This window comes from Pseudomonas sp. NMS19W, from assembly GCF_051554255.1.
Lineage (GTDB): Bacteria > Pseudomonadota > Gammaproteobacteria > Pseudomonadales > Pseudomonadaceae > Aquipseudomonas > Aquipseudomonas kribbensis.
The window spans coordinates 2,081,864-2,100,567 of the sequence record NZ_CP136718.1 but is presented as its reverse complement, the minus strand read 5'-3'; the positions used below and the strand labels follow the sequence as shown (position 1 = coordinate 2,100,567).

Annotated in this window: 16 protein-coding genes and 1 pseudogene; 7 read left to right on the top strand and 10 right to left on the bottom strand. The window is 61.1% G+C overall.

Annotated elements, in window-relative coordinates; translation table 11 throughout:
• The first annotated feature begins 80 nt into the window (after positions 1-80).
• A complete protein-coding gene (locus R1A29_RS09495) occupies positions 81-1,469 on the top strand; it encodes a mechanosensitive ion channel domain-containing protein (RefSeq protein WP_438302022.1) in 1,389 nt (462 codons plus the stop codon).
• A 58-nt stretch (positions 1,470-1,527) separates the two neighbouring features.
• On the opposite strand, the gene ycaC is transcribed toward R1A29_RS09495, so the two are convergent.
• The 5 genes and pseudogenes from ycaC to R1A29_RS09470 form a co-directional block, all read right to left on the bottom strand.
• Entirely contained in the window at positions 1,528-2,154 is a 627-nt protein-coding gene (gene ycaC, locus R1A29_RS09490; RefSeq protein WP_085712055.1) for an isochorismate family cysteine hydrolase YcaC, read from the bottom strand.
• 66 nt (positions 2,155-2,220) lie between these two features.
• A pseudogene (locus R1A29_RS09485) lies at positions 2,221-4,058 on the bottom strand (amidohydrolase).
• A 45-nt stretch (positions 4,059-4,103) separates the two neighbouring features.
• A complete protein-coding gene (locus tag R1A29_RS09480) occupies positions 4,104-4,730 on the bottom strand; it encodes an antibiotic biosynthesis monooxygenase (RefSeq protein ID WP_438301255.1) in 627 nt (208 codons plus the stop codon).
• Positions 4,723-5,139 (bottom strand): DoxX family protein, encoded by a 417-nt coding sequence (locus tag R1A29_RS09475; RefSeq protein WP_432219165.1) that lies wholly within the window; start codon positions 5,137-5,139, stop codon positions 4,723-4,725. The genes R1A29_RS09480 and R1A29_RS09475 overlap by 8 nt, the downstream gene beginning before the upstream one ends.
• Before the next feature lie 182 nt (positions 5,140-5,321).
• Positions 5,322-6,242, bottom strand: coding sequence for a LysR family transcriptional regulator (locus R1A29_RS09470; RefSeq protein ID WP_085712051.1), 921 nt, complete (start codon positions 6,240-6,242; stop codon positions 5,322-5,324).
• Positions 6,243-6,451: 209 nt separating this feature from the next.
• On the opposite strand from R1A29_RS09470, the gene R1A29_RS09465 reads away from it, so the two are divergent.
• Positions 6,452-6,853 (top strand): helix-turn-helix domain-containing protein, encoded by a 402-nt coding sequence (locus R1A29_RS09465; protein ID WP_438301254.1) that lies wholly within the window; start codon positions 6,452-6,454, stop codon positions 6,851-6,853.
• Between the two features lie 7 nt (positions 6,854-6,860).
• Here the strand turns inward: R1A29_RS09465 and R1A29_RS09460 are convergent, their stop codons facing one another.
• The gene (locus R1A29_RS09460; protein ID WP_438301253.1) at positions 6,861-7,430 is read right to left on the bottom strand and encodes a flavodoxin family protein; all 570 of its coding nucleotides are present in this window, start codon (positions 7,428-7,430) and stop codon (positions 6,861-6,863) included.
• Positions 7,431-7,762: 332 nt separating this feature from the next.
• Here R1A29_RS09460 and R1A29_RS09455 point away from each other — a divergent pair, with 332 nt between their 5' ends.
• The gene (locus R1A29_RS09455) at positions 7,763-10,549 is read left to right on the top strand and encodes an ATP-binding protein (protein ID WP_438301252.1); all 2,787 of its coding nucleotides are present in this window, start codon (positions 7,763-7,765) and stop codon (positions 10,547-10,549) included.
• On the opposite strand, the gene R1A29_RS09450 is transcribed toward R1A29_RS09455, so the two are convergent.
• Positions 10,511-11,983 (bottom strand): ATP-binding protein, encoded by a 1,473-nt coding sequence (locus tag R1A29_RS09450; protein WP_438301251.1) that lies wholly within the window; start codon positions 11,981-11,983, stop codon positions 10,511-10,513. The two genes, R1A29_RS09455 and R1A29_RS09450, sit on opposite strands and share 39 nt — an antisense overlap.
• Positions 11,984-12,073: 90 nt before the next feature.
• Entirely contained in the window at positions 12,074-13,024 is a 951-nt protein-coding gene (locus tag R1A29_RS09445) for a GlxA family transcriptional regulator (protein ID WP_438301250.1), read from the bottom strand.
• A 213-nt stretch (positions 13,025-13,237) separates the two neighbouring features.
• Between R1A29_RS09445 and R1A29_RS09440 the strand changes: the two genes are divergently transcribed.
• Positions 13,238-13,960 (top strand): pirin family protein, encoded by a 723-nt coding sequence (locus R1A29_RS09440; RefSeq protein WP_438301249.1) that lies wholly within the window; start codon positions 13,238-13,240, stop codon positions 13,958-13,960.
• Positions 13,961-14,013: 53 nt separating this feature from the next.
• Here the strand turns inward: R1A29_RS09440 and R1A29_RS09435 are convergent, their stop codons facing one another.
• Positions 14,014-14,874: a hypothetical protein gene (locus R1A29_RS09435; RefSeq protein WP_438301248.1), complete on the bottom strand. Its 861-nt coding sequence runs from the start codon at positions 14,872-14,874 to the stop codon at positions 14,014-14,016.
• Positions 14,875-15,048: 174 nt separating this feature from the next.
• Positions 15,049-15,924 carry a LysR family transcriptional regulator gene (locus tag R1A29_RS09430; RefSeq protein ID WP_438301247.1) on the bottom strand — a complete coding sequence of 292 codons (876 nt, stop codon included), beginning with the start codon at positions 15,922-15,924 and terminating at the stop codon, positions 15,049-15,051.
• 134 nt (positions 15,925-16,058) lie between these two features.
• Between R1A29_RS09430 and R1A29_RS09425 the strand changes: the two genes are divergently transcribed.
• The 3 genes from R1A29_RS09425 (at position 16,059) to R1A29_RS09415 (ending at position 18,679) form a co-directional block, all read left to right on the top strand.
• Positions 16,059-17,057 carry an NAD(P)H-quinone oxidoreductase gene (locus tag R1A29_RS09425; RefSeq protein WP_438301246.1) on the top strand — a complete coding sequence of 333 codons (999 nt, stop codon included), beginning with the start codon at positions 16,059-16,061 and terminating at the stop codon, positions 17,055-17,057.
• A gap of 112 nt (positions 17,058-17,169) precedes the next feature.
• On the top strand, positions 17,170-18,114 hold the full coding sequence (locus tag R1A29_RS09420) for an alpha/beta hydrolase (protein WP_438301245.1): 945 nt from the start codon (positions 17,170-17,172) through the stop codon (positions 18,112-18,114).
• A gap of 151 nt (positions 18,115-18,265) precedes the next feature.
• The gene (locus R1A29_RS09415; RefSeq protein ID WP_438301244.1) at positions 18,266-18,679 is read left to right on the top strand and encodes a VOC family protein; all 414 of its coding nucleotides are present in this window, start codon (positions 18,266-18,268) and stop codon (positions 18,677-18,679) included.
• Positions 18,680-18,704: the final 25 nt, after the last annotated feature.

Genomic DNA, 18,704 nt, shown 5'->3' with positions numbered 1-18,704 from the left:
TCGGGTGTGGCGTTTTCTTTTGTGCCCGCCGGAGTTCATCCCATGAGCCTTTTTCTGCCCACCTGCTGTCCTGGAGTGCCCTGCTGCTGGTGCTCGACGCCCTGCTCTGGCATCTCGTGCCGTTCAAGCATCGCGCACAACGAGTCGGTGTGCGGCTGGCGCTGTTCCTGGCCTTCAGCGCGCTGATCATCAATGCCGGCGTCAGCCCGTTGCAGGCGCCAGTCTTTGCCGATGATCAGGTGGCGCAACTGGGTGCGACGGCCTTGGGGATTCTCTGGTGGCTGTACGCCGCACGGGCATTGACCGAAGTGATCGGTCTGATCCTGATGCGTCGCATCGGCCACAGCGGCCGTTTGTTGCAGGACGTGATCGGTGCGCTGGTGTTTCTGGCGGCCATCGTCGCAGCGGCCGGTTACGTGCTGGAGCTGCCGGTCAAAGGCCTGCTCGCCACCTCCGGGGTATTCGCCATCGTGGTCGGTCTGGCGCTGCAAAGCACCTTGGCCGACGTGTTCTCGGGCATCGTGCTCAACACCACCAAGCCGTATCAGGTGGACGATTTCGTGGTGATCGACGGCGTCGAAGGCAAGGTGCTCGACATCGACTGGCGCGCCACGCACCTGCTGACCAGCGCCGGCACCCTGGCCGTAGTGCCGAACTCGGTGGCGGCCAAGGCCAAGATCGTCAACCTCAGCCGCCCGAACAACCTCCATGGCGTGTCGATCAGCATCAAGGTGCCGAACCACATCCGCCCGCGCCGGGTACTCGACGCCCTCGACCGCACGCTGCAAGGCAGCAGCAGTCTGTTGCTGTCGCCTGCGCCGAAAGCGCTGCTGAAAGAGGCCGGCGAAGACATGTCGGAATACGTGGCCAGCGGATTCATCGCTGAACTGGGCAAGAAAGGCGAAGTGCGCAATCAACTGTTCGACCTCGCCCACCGCCATCTCGAAGCGGCCGGTATTTCGCGCCATCCGGACGGCGTGATCGAACCCTCGACCCGCGCTCGCGCCTTGCTCGATGAAGTGAAAATCTTCCGCTCGCTCAGCCATGAAGAACGCGATCGTCTCGCCGAATCGATGGTCGCGCAGCAGTACAGCGCCGGGCAGGTGGTGCTCGGTCTGGAGGAAGTCCCCGACAGCCTGTTCGTGATCGCCACCGGCGTGGTTAGCGCCAGCGTGCCGGACGGCAATGGTTTCACCGAGGCCGGGCGCATGGGACCGAGTGAAGTCATGGGTGAACAGAGCATTCTGGCGGATACACCGTCGCAGGCGACGTTCACGGCGCTGACGTCTTCGATCATTTATCGCCTCGACAAGAACCTGACCCGCCAGTGCATGGAACAGCGCAGTGAAGTCGGCCAGGCATTGAACAAATTGCAGGCGGTACGGCAGCAGAACAGTCGGCTGGCGTTGATGTCCAAGCCTGTGCCGGTTCGCAAGGGCGGGTTTCTGGGGTGGTTGCAAAAGCGTTGAGCCCTTTTCGGCAGACAAAAAAATGCCCGCTCCTCAGCGGGCATTTTTCTTCAACCAGTTACTTGGCAGTGAACTTGGTGTAGCTGTTGATCAGGTTGCGATAGTTAGGCAGGCGTTCCGACAGCAGATTCGCCAGGCCTTCCATATCGTTGCGCCAGTCAACCTGCAGCTCGCACGCCACAGCGAACCAGTTCAGCAGGTGTGCACCGGCGGCCGACATACGCGCCCACGCTGCCTGTTGCACGGTGGTGTTGAAAGTACCGGAAGCGTCGGTCACCACAAACACTTCAAAACCTTCAGCGATGGCCGACAGGGTCGGGAACGCCACGCAAACGTCGGTCACCACACCGGCGATGATCAGTTGCTTGCGGCCGGTGGCCTTGATCGCCTTGACGAAGTCTTCGTTGTCCCAGGCATTGATCTGGCCAGGGCGAGCAATGAACGGCGCGTCCGGGAATTGTGCTTTCAGCTCAGGCACGATCGGGCCGTTCGGGCCGCTGTCGAAGCTGGTAGTGAGGATGGTTGGCAGTTTGAAGAACTTGGCGATGTCGCCCAGGGCCAGCACGTTGTTCTTGAACTCGTTCGGCGAGAAATCCTGTACCAGCGAGATCAGACCGGTCTGGTGGTCGACCAGCAGCACCACGGCGTCGTCTTTGTTCAGGCGTTTGTAAGGAACGTTGCTCATGTGAAACTCCTCGGGGATGGGTGATGCGGCAAGCGCCGGCCACGAAGACCGGCGCCGTTTACGGGATCAGAAAGCGAAACAGGAACAACCGAACGCACCCCAGAAACCGGCGAAATCGCTGACCGGGGCATTCGACATCCGGGCTTTTTCATGGCTGTGGGTATGCACCGCGCACGGGCCGCTGCACTGGTGCACCTGGGCCTGCAATGGCGAATTCGGGCGCCAGTGGCCAGGGACCTTGACCACCGGCGACCAGTCCGGCAGTACCGGTAAGGCGCGCGGGCCGAGGTCTTCGAAGTCGCCGGCGGAGTAAACGATCTTGCCGCCGACCACGGTCAGTACCGACTCGATCCACTTGATCGCTTCTTCTTCGACATGGAAGAAGTCCGCACTCAGTGCCGCCAGATCCGCCAGTTGCCCGACCTTGATCTGGCCCTTCTTGCCCTGCTCGGACGAGAACCAGGCGCTGCCGTGGGTGAACAGCTCAAGCGCGGTGGTGCGAGGCAAGCCCTCTTCGTACAGCGCCAGACCGCCGACGGTGCGACCGCTGACCATCCAGTACAGCGAAGTCCACGGGTTGTAGCTCGATACCCGGGTGGCATCGGTGCCCGCGCCGACCGGCACGCCTTCGGCGAGCATGCGTTTGATCGGTGGCGTGGCTTCGGCGGCTTGCTTGCCGTAGCGATCGACGAAGTATTCGCCCTGGAACGCCATGCGATCCTGAATCGCGATGCCACCACCCAGCGCCCTCACCCGCTCGATGTTCTGCGGGGTGATGGTTTCAGCGTGGTCGAAGAACCATGGCAAGCCGTTGAACGGGATGTCGCGGTTGACCTTCTCGAACACATCCAGCATGCGGCTGATGGATTCGTTATAGGTAGCGTGCAGACGGAACGGCCAGCGCTGCTCGACCAGGTGGCGCACCACCGGCTCCAGTTCCTGTTCCATGGTCTGCGGCAGGTCCGGGCGCGGTTCGAGGAAGTCTTCGAAGTCCGCTGCCGAGAACACCAGCATCTCACCCGCGCCGTTGTGACGCAGGAAGTCATCGCCCTGATGCAGCTTCACGCTGCCGGTCCAGTTCTGGAAATCGGTCAGCTCTTCTTTGGGCTTCTGGGTGAACAGGTTGTAGGCGATGCGCACGGTCAACTGGTCGTCTTTGGCCAGTTGTTCGATCACCTGATAATCGTCCGGGTAGTTCTGGAAACCGCCGCCGGCATCGATGGCGCTGGTCAGGCCGAGGCGATTGAGTTCGCGCATGAACTGACGGGTCGAGTTGACCTGATATTCCAGCGGCAGCTTCGGCCCCTTGGCCAGGGTCGAGTACAGAATCATCGCATTCGGCCGCGCCACCAGCATGCCGGTCGGGTTGCCGTTGGCATCGCGCACGATCTCGCCGCCCGGCGGGTTCGGCGTGTCGCGGGTGTAACCGGCGACGCGCAATGCGGCGCGGTTGAGCAAGGCGCGGTCATACAGGTGCAGGATGAACACCGGGGTGTCTGGTGCGGCCTGGTTGATTTCTTCGAGGGTCGGCATGCGTTTTTCGGCGAACTGGAATTCGTTCCAGCCCCCACCACGCGCACCCATTGCGGGGTCGGCGTGCGGTCAGCCTGATCTTTGAGCATGCGCAGCGCATCGGCCAGGGATGGCACGCCTTCCCAACGCAGTTCGAGGTTGTAGTTCAGACCGCCACGGATCAGGTGCAGGTGCGAGTCGTTGAGGCCGGGGATCACGCAGCGGCCCTTGAGATCGACCACCTGAGTGCCGGCACCGCGCAGGGCCATGGCCTGCGTATCGTTGCCGACGACGACAAAGCGTCCGTCCTTGATCGCCACGGCGCTGGCGAGCGGTTTTTCGCGGTCTACCGTATGAAATTGGCCATTGAACAGAATCAGATCGGCGTTCATCGCAGTTCCTTCGAGATAAGTGAAACGAAGCCCATACCCGCCGGCTCAGCGCGGCGGATTGGCATTGGATTCCAGGTGTTCATGGGACTGACTGGCCGCCAGCCATGGCGCGAACAAGCGGGTGGCGGCCGGCATGCACACGTAGACCACCGACACCACGATGGTCAGGGTGATCAGGAACGTGGCGACCACATAGTTGGAGAGAAACCCGTTGAGTTTGAGCAACGGCCCCCAGATCAAGGGCACCAGCAAGGTGTGTGGCAGGATCACGAAAAGTGAGACCACCGCCTGCTTCCAGCGTGGTGGTGGCGTGGCAGCGTCGACCAGTGGTGTGAACCAGAATTCGTTGGCCGCATTGACCTCGGTCTGGTCGCCGTCGGCGAGCATCGGCGCCGCTTCTTCGATCAGCTTCTGGCGCTGTGGCGAGTCGAGCCAACGCTGCATCGCTTCGGTCGAGCAATAACGCAGCACGCAGGTGAACAGTGCGAGGCCACCCTGTTTGCTGCGCATCACGTCCACGCCCAGGTGCCCTTCTTCACGCCCCGCCACGCTGACAATGTTGCGCAGCCAGGCTTCGTAGGGCTGCTCGAAACCGGCCTTGACCCGGTGCTTGACGATCAGCGTCACGGTTTCTTCGGTTCCCGGTTTTCTCAGGGACTGGGTATCAGGCATAGCGAAGCACTCCGGGCAAACGGGCATTGAGCGCCAGCCGTCCGGGCCCGGCGATCAGAACAGTAGTGAAGAGGATCAACAGCAACCAGCCGAACTGCCCTTCGGCCACACTCCATTGCGGATGCACGAGCAGCAGCGCCACCAGCAGCACAAACAGAATAGGCAAGCACGCCAATCTCACCAGTAACCCGGCGACGATCAGCAGCGGACAGAGGACTTCGGCGAAAATCGCCAGGATCAGCGTGAGGTGGGCACCGAGGTGAAACGGGTCTTCGATCAACTGCAGCTGCGCAGTGAAGTCCAGCAGCTTGGGCAAGCCGTGGACGAACAGCAGAAACAACCCGCCGGAGACCCGCAGGAACAGCAGGCCGAGGTCTTGCGCCTGGTCATTGCGTTGTACAGCGTTCATGGGCCCATCCTTGATCAATCATTGCCGGCAATGGTGCAACGATTGATCGGGGGGAAATTGGATGGGTGTGCTCTCTTTGCAAGAACACACAGAACGCACGAACGACACAAATGATTGTGGGAGCGAGCAAGCTCGCTCCCACAGGGTTATGAGGCGATGAACCAATTGCGTTTCAGGTCGTGTCAGGCCGGAATATCCAGCGACGCCGACATGAATTGACTGATCCGCGACCGCAGCCATTTCTCCGCCGGATCGTTGTCATGCACCCCGCTCCACGCCATCGACAATTGCGCCGCATCAATCGGGAACGGTGGATCTTCAGCCCGCAACGCACAACCTTCGACCAACGCACACGCGGCGTAATCCGGCACGGTGGCAATCATCTCGGTGCCCGCGAGCAAGGCGCGCAAACCGCTGAACTGCGGCACCCCGAGCACCACCCGGCGGCTGCGGCCGACCTTGGCCAGGTCCACGTCGATGTTGCCGCTCAGGTCACCCGAGAACGACACCATCGCATGGGGCCGCTCGCAGTATTCGTCGAGGGTCAGCGGGCCTGGGCGGTTGTCGCCGCGCAGGACCTTGCAAGGGATGTCGCGCAATTTCTTGCGCTTGGCGTTGGCCGGCAGATCGGTGGTGTAACTCACGCCGACGGAGATTTCCCCGGACGCCAGCAATGTCGGCATCAATAGATAGTTGGCTCGGCGCACCACGACCACGATCCCCGGTGCCTCTTCCTGCAACTGGCGCAATAGCGGTGGAAACAGACCGAACTCGGCGTCATCCGACAGGCCGATGCGGAACACGTCGCAACTGGTGGCCGGATCGAATTCCTTGGCCCGGCTGACCGCGCCGGAAATCACGTCCATCGCCGGTTGCAGCTCCTGAAGAATCGCCAGAGCCCGCGCTGTCGGTTCCATGCCGCGACCGTTGCGCAGCAGCAGCGGATCGTCGAACAGATCGCGCAGGCGGCCCAGCGCCGCGCTCACCGCCGGTTGGCCCATGAACAGTTTTTCGGCGACGCGGGTCAGGTTCTTCTCGAACATCAGGGCTTCGAAAATCACCAGCAGGTTCATGTCGACGCGGCGCAGATCGTTTCGGTTCATGGGCGTGTTTTCCTTTTGGGCCAGGCGCAAGTGCTACGCACTTTACTTGATCGGCGACCTTTCGAAATCAGCCTTGGCGGCGGAATTAACAACGTTTAACTCGTCAGCCTTCGCCCCTCGCCAAACAATGAATCCCTCTGCGCAGCGTTGTTTTATTGACCTGAGGGAAAGCGCTGACCGTGCCTTCCCCCTCGACACGGACATTGGCCATGGCTCACTCACAGCAAACCGTCGCCCTCGCCCCTGCCAGCGAATCCCGCAAAACCAGCACCGGCGGCCTCAGCCCGCAGCGCGAGCGGCTGGTGAAACAACTCATCCTCGAGCGCCTCGGCGACAGCCTTGAAGTGACCGAACTGGCGAGCGCCTGCTCACTCTCTCGCAGTCACTTTTCCCGGGCGTTCAAGTGCAGCACCGGGCTCTCGCCACAAGACTGGATCCGCACCCAGAGGATCGCCCGGGCCAAGCTGTTGATCCAGCACACCAACCACAGCCTGACGCAGATCAGCCTGGAATGCGGCTTCTGCGATCAGGCGCACTTCTGCCACATCTTCACCCGCAGCGAAGGGATCAATCCGTTTGCGTGGCGGTGTCAGGTCATGAAAAACCGCTGAGGCGGTTTCACTCCCGAGCCATCCGCTGAGCCAGTCGCGCCACCCGCTCGCCCAGGTGCGCAGCGGTTTCCTGGTCTTCCAGCGGGGGGACCTGTTCGGGCGGTTGTTCGACCGAGGATTGGGACATGGCGCCGAGGGAGCTGCCGAGGCGATTCAACTGACCGTCAAAAACACCTTCGCGTGCACGCGCCGGCAACAGATCGAGCCCGACCCAGATCATCGAATGCTGGGCCGCAAACACCGCCATTTGCAGCAGGGTGTTGAGTTTGTCACCACACAGGCTGCCGGAATTGGTAAAACCCGCCGCGAGTTTGTCGCGCCACGGCCGGGCGAGGTAGAAGGATGCCGTGGACTCCATGAACTGCTTGAATGCCGCCGAAGCACTGCCCATATAGGTCGGCGCGCCGAAGATGATGGCGTCGGCGCGGTGCAGGTCATCCCAGCGGGTTTCCACGTCTTCCACCGCCAGCAACAGGCAAGTGCTGCCCACGTGGCGCTCCACACCTTGGGCCACAGCCTGGGCCATGACGCGGGTGTGCCCGTAGCCACTGTGATAGACCACCACTACCTTGCTCATCGCAGCGTCCTCCGGACGTATGCACTCCATTGCCTTGGAGTTTTGGCTCTAGCGCGGGCGCGGACGAGTTAATCGTTGTTAATTTTTCCCGGCTGTCGGGTGGGCCGACGCAGGTTTCAGCCTTTAAATACAGTGGTAATGGCATTGGATGCTGACCGATGCCCAAACGGCAGGACTTCACGCCCGTTGCGCTGGCATCAAATCCTGAGGAATATGCTCGGATACCGCGGATTAGACAGCTTGCGTGACCCTCAAGTCTCTATCCGCCCTGCCCGTCACAGGTTCTTCACCACGACAGCGCAGGATTACAAAAACATCGCAGGAGTGAGCGGTTGAGTCTTTCCCCGAATCAGGCCATCGGTTTCGGCCCCTATCGGATCCACCCCGGCCAGCGGCTGGTGCTTGAAGGCGACCAGCCTTTGCGCCTGGGTCGGCGTGCCATGGATATTCTGCTGATCCTGCTGGCCAACGCCGGCGAGGTCGTGAGCAAGCAGCAATTGATCGCCGGGGTCTGGCCGGACAGCGTGGTGGAAGACATCAATCTGCGGGTGCACATGGCGGCGCTGCGCAAGGCCCTCGGCGACGGTCAGGCCGGGCAGCGCTACATCGTCACGGTGGCGCAACGCGGATACAGCTTCGTCGCACCGGTCCTGCTGCAATCCATCGAACAACGCCCCGCCACCACCACTATCGGCCGGCATAACCTGCCACTGCGTCGCACGCGGATGATCGGGCGCCAGTCGGTAGTCGACAGCCTGATGACGCAACTGCCGCGCCAGCGCTGCATCACCTTGGTCGGCCCCGGCGGCATCGGAAAGACCACCGTGGCCCTGCGCGTCGCCGAACAGTTGATCGGCCGCTATCGCGACGGTATTCGTCTGCTGGATCTGGCGCCGCTCAACGATCCGGGCTCGATCTGCTCGCACCTCGCCGCCCTGCTGGATCTGTCACTGCACGACAATGAACCGATGGCCTGTCTGATCAACAGCTTGCGCGAGCGGCAGCTGCTGCTGGTGATCGATAACTGCGAGCACTTGATCGACGCCGTGGCGCTGCTCGGCGAAAGCATTCTGCGCGGCGCGCCGCAGGTACACATTCTGGCCACCAGCCGTGAAAGCCTGCGCGCCGAGGGCGAGTACGTGCAGCGTCTGGAATCCCTCGACTGCCCGCCGCCGATTGCGGTGCTCGATCGTGATCAGGCAATGGGGTTTTCTGCGCTGCAGCTGTTCGTCGAACGGGCGATGGCCGCACACGAGCATTTCGAACCGGACAACGCCGACCTGCCCTTGATCATCGAAATCTGTCGGCGGCTGGATGGCATCCCGTTGGCGCTGGAACTGGCCGCTGCGCAGGTGGCGAGCCTTGGTCTGGACGGTTTGCTGAGTCAGCTTCAGGGGCGCTTGCCGACCGGCAATCAGACTCATCTTGGTCGACATGAAACCCTGCGGGCCACGCTGGATTGGAGCTTCAACCTGCTCAACGGCTGCGAACAGACCGGCCTGCGCCGACTGGGTGTGTTTCGTGGTGCTTTCACGCTGGAGTCTGCGGCGGCGGTCATCGTGGGCCAGCATATCGAGCCGGGCGAAGTGTTCGCCTCGATCACGCAACTGGTCGCCAAGTCGCTGCTCAACGTCGAGGTCGGCGATGAGGAGGTGTTCTATCGCCTGCTCGATACCACCCGCCGCTATGCCCTGGAAAAACTCGATCAGGCCACAGAACTCGGCGAAACCCGCGAACGTCATGCCGAACGCTGCCTGGCGCTGATGCATCTGGCCCAGGCCGATTGGGAGAATACGCCGACCGCCGTTTGGATCGAGCGCTACGCCCGAGGCCTCGAAGACCTGCGGGCGGCGCTTGACTGGACGCTGAACGATGAAGGCTCGCGTTCTCTCGGCGTGCGGCTGACAGCGACGTCGGCGCCGTTGTGGCAGGAATTGTCGCTGCTCAAGGAGTACGGCGTGCATGTGCGCCGGGCACTCGCGTTGCTGGAGTCATCGGACGAGCCTTGCCCACGGCTGGAAATTGCCTTGAAACTGGCCCTCGGTAGCGCCTGCTATCACACCTGGGGCGGCACACCGGAAACCATCGAAGCCTTCGTCAGCGCCCGACGGCTGGCGCAACAGCACGACGACATGGCCGGCCAATTGCGCGCCGTGTCGGGACACATGGCGGTCAACCTCAGTTGCGGCCATTACCGGATGGCGCTGGAGCAAAGCGAACAATTCGAAAGCCTCGGCCTGCATGGCGATGCACAGTTGTCCTTGAGTACCCATCGTTTGCGGGTGCTCGCGTTGCATTACGCCGGCGATCAGCATCAGGCGCGGATCCACGCCGAACAGGTGATCCAGCGCATGGCCCACAGCGGCCACCTCAACCGTTTCACCCACGGTTTCGGCGTGCAATACGATCAGAGCGTCGCCTCGCTGACTGTCCTCGCCCGGGTGTTATGGCTGCAAGGTTTTCCCGAGCAGGCCTGGCGCACGGCACGGCAGGCACTGGACATCGCGGTGCAGATCAACCATGGCACGTCGATCTGCTACACCCTGGCCCTCGCTTCGTGTCTGATCGCCCATTACAACGGCGACGTGCAGAACGCCCGCGCGCTGCTGCAACTGTTGCTGGAACAGGCGCAGAAGCATTCGGTGCTGCTGTTCTACACGTGGGCGCGGCACTATGCGCAGGTGATCGACGCCGATAGAGCCCCCGCCATCCCGCCTGCGGATAGCGGCCTGGTCAGGGAAATCATGGTCACGCTGGATCCGGGTTTCGTTGATGACGCTTTGCTGGAGCGGGCACAGAGCGGCGCGGCCGGCTGGAGCACGGCGGAGATTTTGCGGGCCCGGGCCGAGCGATTGCTGGCCGCTGAATCGCCCTGTCATCATTCGGCCGAAAGCGCCTTGCAGCAGTCCCTTGCGATTGCGCGGACGCAAGGCGCCCTGGCCTGGGAACTGCGCAGTGCGACGTCGCTGGCCCGGTTGTGGCAACGCCAGTCGCGCTATCGTGAGGCGCTTGAATTGCTTACTCCGATCTACCAGCGCTTCACCGAAGGCTACGCCACCCCGGACTTGCGCAAAGTGCGTTTACTGCTCGACGAATTGCGCGGTCAGTCTGCCGCTTGAGGCTGGCCGGGTGCGGCCCTGGTAACGCGCGTGCCGACGCTCGACATCATTCAGTTCGCCGCCCTGTTCCAGCCGTTCGCGGGCATAGCGGCGCGTGGTGTTGAGCATTCGATAGCGCAGTGTTCCGCTGGATCGATCCGTTGTCAGCAACGATTTGGCCGCCAACTGTTCAACCACTGACACCAGCATCGAAGGTGGCAGTTGCGCGCAACTGATCACGCCGATGGCGGCATCCAGGGTGAACGCCATTTTGAACACCGACAAGCGTTGCAGCACACGCTGCTCCTGCTCGCTCAAGCGCTGATAGCTCCAGTCCAGCGCGGCACACATCGACTGATGGCGTGGCACGGCGGTCCGGCGGCCGTGACTCAAGACTTGCAGACCGTGGTCCAGTTGCGCCTGCATGCCGACCAACGCCAGTGCATCGATCTGCGCCGCTGCCAGTTCGATCGCCAGCGGCAGGCCGTCGAGCCGTCGACAGATATCACGCACGGTTTCCAGATCCTGCTCACGCAATTGGAAGCCATGCTGACGCGCACGGGCACGACTGACAAACAGCTGCACCGCCGAGTAACCCATGACCTCGTCGACGCTGTTGAGTGCCGAGGTTTTAGGAGTGGTGAGAGGCGGCAGTGGCTGCAGGACTTCCAGACCGAGACGCAACGGCTCGCGGCTGGTGGCCAGGATCGAAAGACGGGGCGCGGCATCGAGCAGTGTTTGCAGCAGGCTCCGGCAGGCTTCGTGCAGGTGTTCGCAGTTGTCCAGCACCAGCAAGGCGTGGCGCGCTGCCAGTGTGGCGAAATTAATGTCGAGGGTTTTCAGCAGGTGATCGAGAAGCGGAATGTCTTTGTCGATCAGCGACAGATCCACCTGCCACACGCCGTCACGAAAATGTTGCAGCAGCAGTTCCGCTGCGCGCAGTGCCACGGTGCTTTTGCCGACGCCGGCAGGCCCCGTCACCGTTATCAGTCGGGACAGCGGCAGTTGCCGCACCAGACCGCCGACCAGCGAATCACGACCCGTAACAGGGGTCAGCCGTGCGGGCAGATTATGCTGTGGCACTTGCAGGCTTTCGAACACCACTTGCGCGACGCTGTCACCCTGCACCGGCGCAACGAAGCTGTACCCGCATTGCGGCACGTTGACGATGTAGCGCTGCCCGCTCTCGCCATCGCCGAGGGCCCGGCGCAACGCCGCGATGTGCACCCGCAGATTGATTTCTTCTACCACCGAGTTCGGCCACACCAGCGCGATCAATTGCTCTTTGCTGACTACCCGCCCGGCGCGTTCGACCAGCACTTGCAGAATGTCCAGCGCACGGCCGCCCATGCGCAGTTGCCGATCCCCTTCGAGGATCAACCGTTGGCGCAAGTGGAACGCGTACGGCCCGAAACGCAGGACCGACGCCGAGCTCAATTCGTCGAGGCTGTTCATGTCCGTTATCTTGGCAGGCCACGATGACGGTACAACCACCACACGGGGCCCGGCACGGACATCCGCATGCCCATAACGGACAAAACCGCTCTAGCTGAACTGTTCGCGGTACTGGGCCGGGGTCAGCCCGAGTTTTTCGCCGAACAGAAAACGCATATGCCGCACGCTGCCGAAACCGCTTTTGTAGGCGACGGTCTTCAACGGCAGATCGCTGGTTTCCAGCAGATTGCGCGCGCAATCGATGCGCGCACTTTGCAGGAATTCCATGGGCGTCATGTTGACCTCCCGGGCGAACACCCGGGCGAAATGGCGAGCGCTCATGTTCGCAAGGCTTGCCATGCGTTCGATAGTGAAGCTTTCTTCAAGGTGTTCCAGAACGTGATTCTGTACCCGGGTGATGGGGGTTTCCTGGGGCGAAACCGCCGCCATCAACGGACTGAATTGCGCCTGCCCGCCCTGACGCTTCATCACTACCAGCAGCACTTTGGCCACGTCCTGAGCGAGCTTCTTGCCATGATCGCGGGCTACCACTGCCAGCGCCAGATCGATGCCGGCGGTGACGCCACCAGAGGTGATCAGGTTGCGGTCCTCGACAAAGATCTGGTCGGTGGCGACATCCGCCTTCGGAAAGCCCTTGATCAAGCGTTCGGTGTAATTCCAGTGGGTGGTCACGCGGTAGCCGTCGAGCAATCCGGCGTAACCCAGTACAAAAGCCCCCGTGCAAATCGAGCCGTAGCGCTCGGCACGACCCACCGCGCCTTGCAGCCAGGCCAGCAGCGGCGGACATTTTTCGTTGTAGGCCCCGGGACCACCCGGCACCAGCAGCAGGTCATAGCGATCGCCGGCTTCGTCGATATGCCGGTCGGTATGCACCAGCACGCCGTTGGAAGCACGCAGCGGCCCGCGTTCAGTCCCCAGGAGCGTCAGTTGATAGTGGTCTTCCGGCTTCAGGTATCGGTTGGCAACCGAAAACACTTCCAGCGGTCCGGCCATATCGAGCAGTAGAAACTCGGGAAACAACACCATTGCCACGGTTTTCATGAGCAGACATCACTGAAATCAATGAACGGTTATAAGTTGCCGCATTATGGCCAAGTACAACGCAAACGTTGAAAAAGAATGCGTGAACTGACGCACATTACTGTCAACCCTGAGGGGACAGTATTTCAATTTTCACCTACTTATTGCACACCCGAGTAACCAGTAACCTTCTCCTCACTCGGACGAATCAACGTCCTGAAAGGAGATTTCATCATGCTGACCCTTCGCAAAGCTTCCGACCGTGGTCTGGCCAATCATGGCTGGTTGAAGTCGTTCCACACCTTTTCTTTCGCCAGCTATCGCGACCCGCGTGAGCAGGGTTTCTCCGACCTGCTGGTGATCAACGATGACCGTGTCGCAGCCGGCAAAGGCTTCGGCCAGCACCCGCACCGCGACATGGAGATTTTCTCCTATGTGCTCGAAGGCGCGCTGGAACACAAGGACACCCTCGGCACCGGTTCGGTCATCCGCCCTGGAGACGTGCAACTGATGAGCGCCGGCAGTGGCGTGGCTCACAGTGAGTTCAACCATTCGGCGACCAAGCCTGTGCATTTCCTGCAGATCTGGATCGTGCCGGACGTGAGCGGCGCAAAACCGCGTTATCAACAGGAGCACTTCAGCGAACAGAAAAAACGCGGTCGCCTGCAACTGATCATCTCGCCCGAAGGCAACCACGGCTCACTCAAAGTTCGCCAGGATGCACGGGTGTATGCCGGACTGTTTGATGGCCAGGAAAGCGCCACACTCGAACTGCCTGCAAACCGCTACGCCTATGTGCACGTTGCTCGCGGCAGTGTTGAACTGAACGGCGTTCAGTTGAAGGAAGGTGACGGTGTTCGGGTTCGCGAAGAACAGGCGCTGACCCTGAGCAATGGCCAGGATGCCGAAGTACTGGTGTTTGATCTGCGGCCACAGGAGTTACCGGAAATGCCATAAAGCAGTCTGGTTTTCATCGAGCACAAAAAACGGCCTTCGTTGAAGGCCGTTTTTCATTCTGCGGACAAGGTCGTCGAAACTGCCGGTACGGGATTTCCAGCCTCCTTCACCGACTGGACCATTGCCAGGGTGGTCTGCATCGTCACAAGCACATTTGACTGATTCGCGTAGTAGGAGCCTACAAGAATGGCAACCATCCCCAGAAAATGAACGGTCGTCGCCGCCCAGTAGTTCGCCTTGATTGTCGAGACCATTCTCATTGACTCGTCCAATCGCTCCATAGCCCGATCCGAGCGAGCCGCCATGGACGCATAACGCGCATCACGCTCAAGGTGAGCCTTTTCTTGCTCCAGACGGAGTTTCTCCTGTGACTTCTCGCGCTCCTGCCAGGCCTTTCTGGATTCTTCTTCTCTTTCCAGTCGAGCTTTTTCCCTCTCCTGTCGAATCTCCTCCAGATGCCGCTCCCTGGCCAGACGCACTTTTTCCTGAGCCTTGTCTCGCTTCAGCCAATCGTCCTGCCGAACCTTCTCTTCCTTCAGCCAATCGTCTTGTCGAGCCTTCTCGTCCTTCCGCCAATCCTCTTGCCGAGCCTTCTCGTCCTTCCGCCAATCCTCTTGCCGAGCCTTCTCGTGCTTCCGCCAATCCTCTTGCCGAGCCTTTTCTCGCTCCAGCCGCACATTTTCCTGGATGCACTCCTGCTCCAGCCGTGCCCTGTCTCGCTCGGCCTGCTCGATGAGAAACCCATCGATTTTCGCGGACATCGATTCGATCCGTGCATCGATTCTGGTCTCGATGATCTCGATTCTGGCGCTGAATTCGTCTCGCGTTATGTAGTTCATAGATTCCGCACTGTCCGTTTGCCCGACCATGCCACCTGTTTGAAATTGGCTGAATTCCCTTGCAATCAACTCCACACCTCTGACGTTTATCAATACTTCCCTGATTGATGACCCTGGAGTGCTTTGCCTGCTCGCCCAAGGTTTGAGAAACGATAGAACTCGGGCAAAAAACTCACAAGACAGCGAATTCTGGCTCGGATGTAGGCAATGTCGCCGGGTTATGTAGCCGTCCTACACGGCTCGAATGAGCTATTCATTTTCCAGCGCAAACGCCTCGACAATCTGTTCGATCACCGCCCTCACCCGCGCTGTGTGGCGCAAATCTGCATGGGTCACCAGCCACACCTCATAGGGAAGCGGGCGCGTGCGCTCCGGCCAGAGCCTGACGAGGCCGTCGCGCTCCCCCATGCAAACCGGGATTTCTCCTACACCCAGACCGGCCGCAATCGAGCGTCGTATCAACAGGCTGGAGTTCAGACTTGCGACAATACGCCCGCGATTCACCGGGTCGCCTGCCAGGGTGATCTCCCTGTTGCCTTGCAGGTAGGGTTGGTACACCACCAGATCGTGGCCCTCGAACGCGGTGCCTGGCGTTGGCACGCCATGGACATCCACATAGGCCCGGGATGCGAACAACCCCACCGGCCAGCGCGCCAGGCGTCGGGCGATCAGGTCAGGGTTTTCCGGTCGGGCGTTGCGTACGGCAATGTCAGCCTCGCGCTTGGCCAGGTTGAGCATCTGCGTGGAGGCGTCCAGTTGCACACGCACGTCAGGGTGTTGCCCATGCAAGCGCGCGATGGCCGGGATCAGGAAGTCGATGGCCAGAGAATCGGTGGTGCTGACCCTCACGTTTCCGGTCAGGCGATCATCCAGGCCCTGGATCTGCCGCTCCAGCTCCAGCGCCGAATGCTCCATTTTCTCGACTGCCTTGAGGGCGGCTTCGCCCATTGCAGTCAGTGCATATCCCTCTGAAGTCCGCAGGAACAACGTGGCGTTCAGCGACTTTTCCAGTGCCGCAATACGCCGTCCGACCGTGGCCTGGTCTACCCTCAATACTCGCGCGGCACCGCGTAATGTCGACTCGCGGCAGACCGCCAGAAACACCCGTGCATCATCCCAGTTCATGCTGTCCTCTCACGATGCAGAATCGCATCACCAGCAAGCAAAATCGCTGCATTTATGCAGCCACGATAGCCGATATGCTGGATGTCATGAACCTTTCACGGGGCCAAACGCCCCAAAGCACGACAGGAACCGACATGACTTTGCCCACCGAAATGACCCGAATCGAAATAACCGAACCTGGTGCTCCCGACGTTCTGCAACCACGTCGTGTACCGCTGCCGGTCGTCGCGCAGGGCGAGTTGCTGATCCGCGTGCACGCTGCCGGCATCAATCGGCCGGACGCCTTGCAACGCGCGGGCAAGTACCCGATGAGACCCGGCATGAACCCGATTCCCGGCCTGGAAGTGGCCGGTGAAGTGGTGGCGCTGGGTGCTGGTGTCAGCACTTTTGCCGTGGGCGACAGGGTTTGTGCGCTGACCAATGGCGGTGGTTATGCCGAATACTGCACGGTTCCGGCGGGCCAGACCCTACCGATCCCCGACGGAATGGATTGGGTCAAGGCCGCGGCGATCCCAGAAACCTTTTTCACGGTATGGGCCAACCTGTTCGGTCTCGGTGGTGCCAGCCGTGGCCAGCGTGTGTTGATTCACGGTGGCACCAGTGGCATCGGCACCACCGCTCTGATGCTGTGCCGCGAGTTCGGTATCGAAGCCTTCGCCACCGCCGGCAGCGCCGACAAATGTGAGGCTATCCGTGCATTGGGCGCTGAGCCGATCAACTATCGCGAGCAGGACTTCGCGGCCGTGATTGCCGAGAAAACCAACGGCCAGGGCGTCAATGTGATCCTCGACATCATGGGCGGCTCGTATCTGAACGCCAACCTCGGCGCCCTGGCAATGGATGGCCGTGTGGTGATGTTGGGTTTCCTTGGCGGTGCCCGTGCCAACGATGTCGACCTGCTGACCATTCTCGGCAAACGGGCCGTGGTCACCGGTTCCTTGTTGCGCGCTCGCACTTCCGCGGAAAAGGCTGCCATCGCCGATCAATTACGCGAGCATGTCTGGCCGGTATTGGCCGCCGGGCGTTGCCTGCCGATCATCGATAAGGTTTACCCGCTCACCGACGCGGCCCGAGCCCACGCGCACATGGAGGCAGGCGATCACATCGGCAAGATTGTGCTCAACGTGGCATGAGTCACAGCATCGTTTTGTAAAGATTGCTGGCGGACGGCGGTCGAAATTGTCACGCGGGAATCAAGGCATCTGGTAAAAAGCCTTCTTTGTCCGTGCTGTGGTGAAACCGTCCATGTTCCTTGCCTTCATGACCCGACTCCGACGCCGTCGACTGGCGTTCGCTTGCATGGCCGCCCTGATCATCGGCCTGCCGGCGACTTGCGCCGTACTGGAGCACACCGAACGCAAGCTGCTGTTTCGCATCGAACCGGGCACAGCCGGCTGGTATCACGGATTGCCCGGCAGCGTTCAGGAACTGGACCTGAAACCCAAAAGCTTCAAGGCCGGGCAGAACATTCATGCCTGGTGGTGGCCGGCGGAACGGGCCAATGCCCCGGCCATCCTTTACCTGCATGGCGTGCGCTGGAACCTGACCGGGCAACTGTTCCGCATCGAACAGCTGCGCGCGGCGGGTTATTCGGTACTGGCCATCGACTACCGTGGCTTTGGCCAAAGTCATGGTGACTTGCCGTCAGAAAGCACCGTTTATGAGGATGCACGGGTAGCCTGGGAACGCTTCCAGCAACTTCAACCCGACCCCGGCAAACGCCTGATCTATGGTCATTCCCTCGGTGGTGCGGTCGCCATCGACCTCGCCGCCGAACTGGGCCGGGATGCGGCCAGAAACCATACACCGCTGCCGGTCCGGGGCCTGGTCATCGAGTCCACCTTCACGTCATTGGCCGACGTCGCTGCGGCGGTGGCCAACACGTCCCTGCCCGTTCGCTGGTTGCTGTCGCAGAAGTTCGACTCCATCGACAAGATTGCCGACATCCATATGCCGTTGCTGGTGGTGCACGGTCTGGCCGATGCGTTTGTGCCGTCACGCTTCAGCGAGCAACTGTTCGCGGCTGCCAGCCAACCCAAGCGATTGCTGTTGGTGCCCGGCGGGACGCACAACAACAGCATGGCATTGGGCGGACAAAACTATCGCAAGGCGATAGATGCCTTGATGCAAACCAAACCTGCCGCACGCGTCGCAGGCGCAACGTTGTTGCAAGGCGCGCGCGACTCCTGAAAACAGAGACCATTGGTCATCCCGACGTAAATAATTGCCACACTGACTGGCATTCCTTCGATCCAAGGCTTTGCTGGATTGAGTCAATCCATGACGCAGCCTCGGCACACCCGGCCGCGCTGCGTTTCACTGCCTGTTCGGGAGCACCACCATGAAAATCAACCCGTACCTGATCTTCAACGGCGACTGCCGTGCCGCCTTCACGTTTTACGAACAATGCCTGCAAGGCAAGCTCGAGGCGATGATGACGTTCGGCGAGACGCCTGCCGCTGAGCACGTGCCAAAGGAGCACCACAACCTGATCATTCATACCTGCCTGAAGGTGGGTGACCAGATGATCATGGCTTCGGACACCACGCCCGACCGCCCGACCCAAGGCATGAGCGGTTGCTCGATTTCCCTTAACGTCGACACCGTCGCCGAGGCTGAAAGAGTATTCAACGCCCTGGCCAAGGACGGTCGGGTGGACATGCCACTGGAGGCCACGTTCTGGGCCGCGCGTTTCGGCATGCTGGTGGATCGTTTTGGCGTGTCGTGGATGGTCAATTGCGAAAGCGACAACTGAAGCAGCCATTGCACCAGACATGAAA

Excerpts from the sequence above, each read along its gene's own strand:
- ycaC (WP_085712055.1), bottom strand. The coding sequence starts at position 2,154 with ATGAGCAACGTTCCTTACAAACGCCTGAACAAAGACGACGCCGTGGTG.
- R1A29_RS09480 (WP_438301255.1), bottom strand. The coding sequence starts at position 4,730 with ATGCCTGATACCCAGTCCCTGAGAAAACCGGGAACCGAAGAAACCGTG.
- R1A29_RS09475 (WP_432219165.1), bottom strand. The coding sequence starts at position 5,139 with ATGAACGCTGTACAACGCAATGACCAGGCGCAAGACCTCGGCCTGCTG.
- R1A29_RS09470 (WP_085712051.1), bottom strand. The coding sequence starts at position 6,242 with ATGAACCGAAACGATCTGCGCCGCGTCGACATGAACCTGCTGGTGATT.
- R1A29_RS09465 (WP_438301254.1), top strand. The coding sequence starts at position 6,452 with ATGGCTCACTCACAGCAAACCGTCGCCCTCGCCCCTGCCAGCGAATCC.
- R1A29_RS09460 (WP_438301253.1), bottom strand. The coding sequence starts at position 7,430 with ATGAGCAAGGTAGTGGTGGTCTATCACAGTGGCTACGGGCACACCCGC.
- R1A29_RS09450 (WP_438301251.1), bottom strand. The coding sequence starts at position 11,983 with ATGAACAGCCTCGACGAATTGAGCTCGGCGTCGGTCCTGCGTTTCGGG.
- R1A29_RS09445 (WP_438301250.1), bottom strand. The coding sequence starts at position 13,024 with ATGAAAACCGTGGCAATGGTGTTGTTTCCCGAGTTTCTACTGCTCGAT.
- R1A29_RS09440 (WP_438301249.1), top strand. The coding sequence starts at position 13,238 with ATGCTGACCCTTCGCAAAGCTTCCGACCGTGGTCTGGCCAATCATGGC.
- R1A29_RS09430 (WP_438301247.1), bottom strand. The coding sequence starts at position 15,924 with ATGAACTGGGATGATGCACGGGTGTTTCTGGCGGTCTGCCGCGAGTCG.
- R1A29_RS09425 (WP_438301246.1), top strand. The coding sequence starts at position 16,059 with ATGACTTTGCCCACCGAAATGACCCGAATCGAAATAACCGAACCTGGT.
- R1A29_RS09420 (WP_438301245.1), top strand. The coding sequence starts at position 17,170 with ATGTTCCTTGCCTTCATGACCCGACTCCGACGCCGTCGACTGGCGTTC.
- R1A29_RS09415 (WP_438301244.1), top strand. The coding sequence starts at position 18,266 with ATGAAAATCAACCCGTACCTGATCTTCAACGGCGACTGCCGTGCCGCC.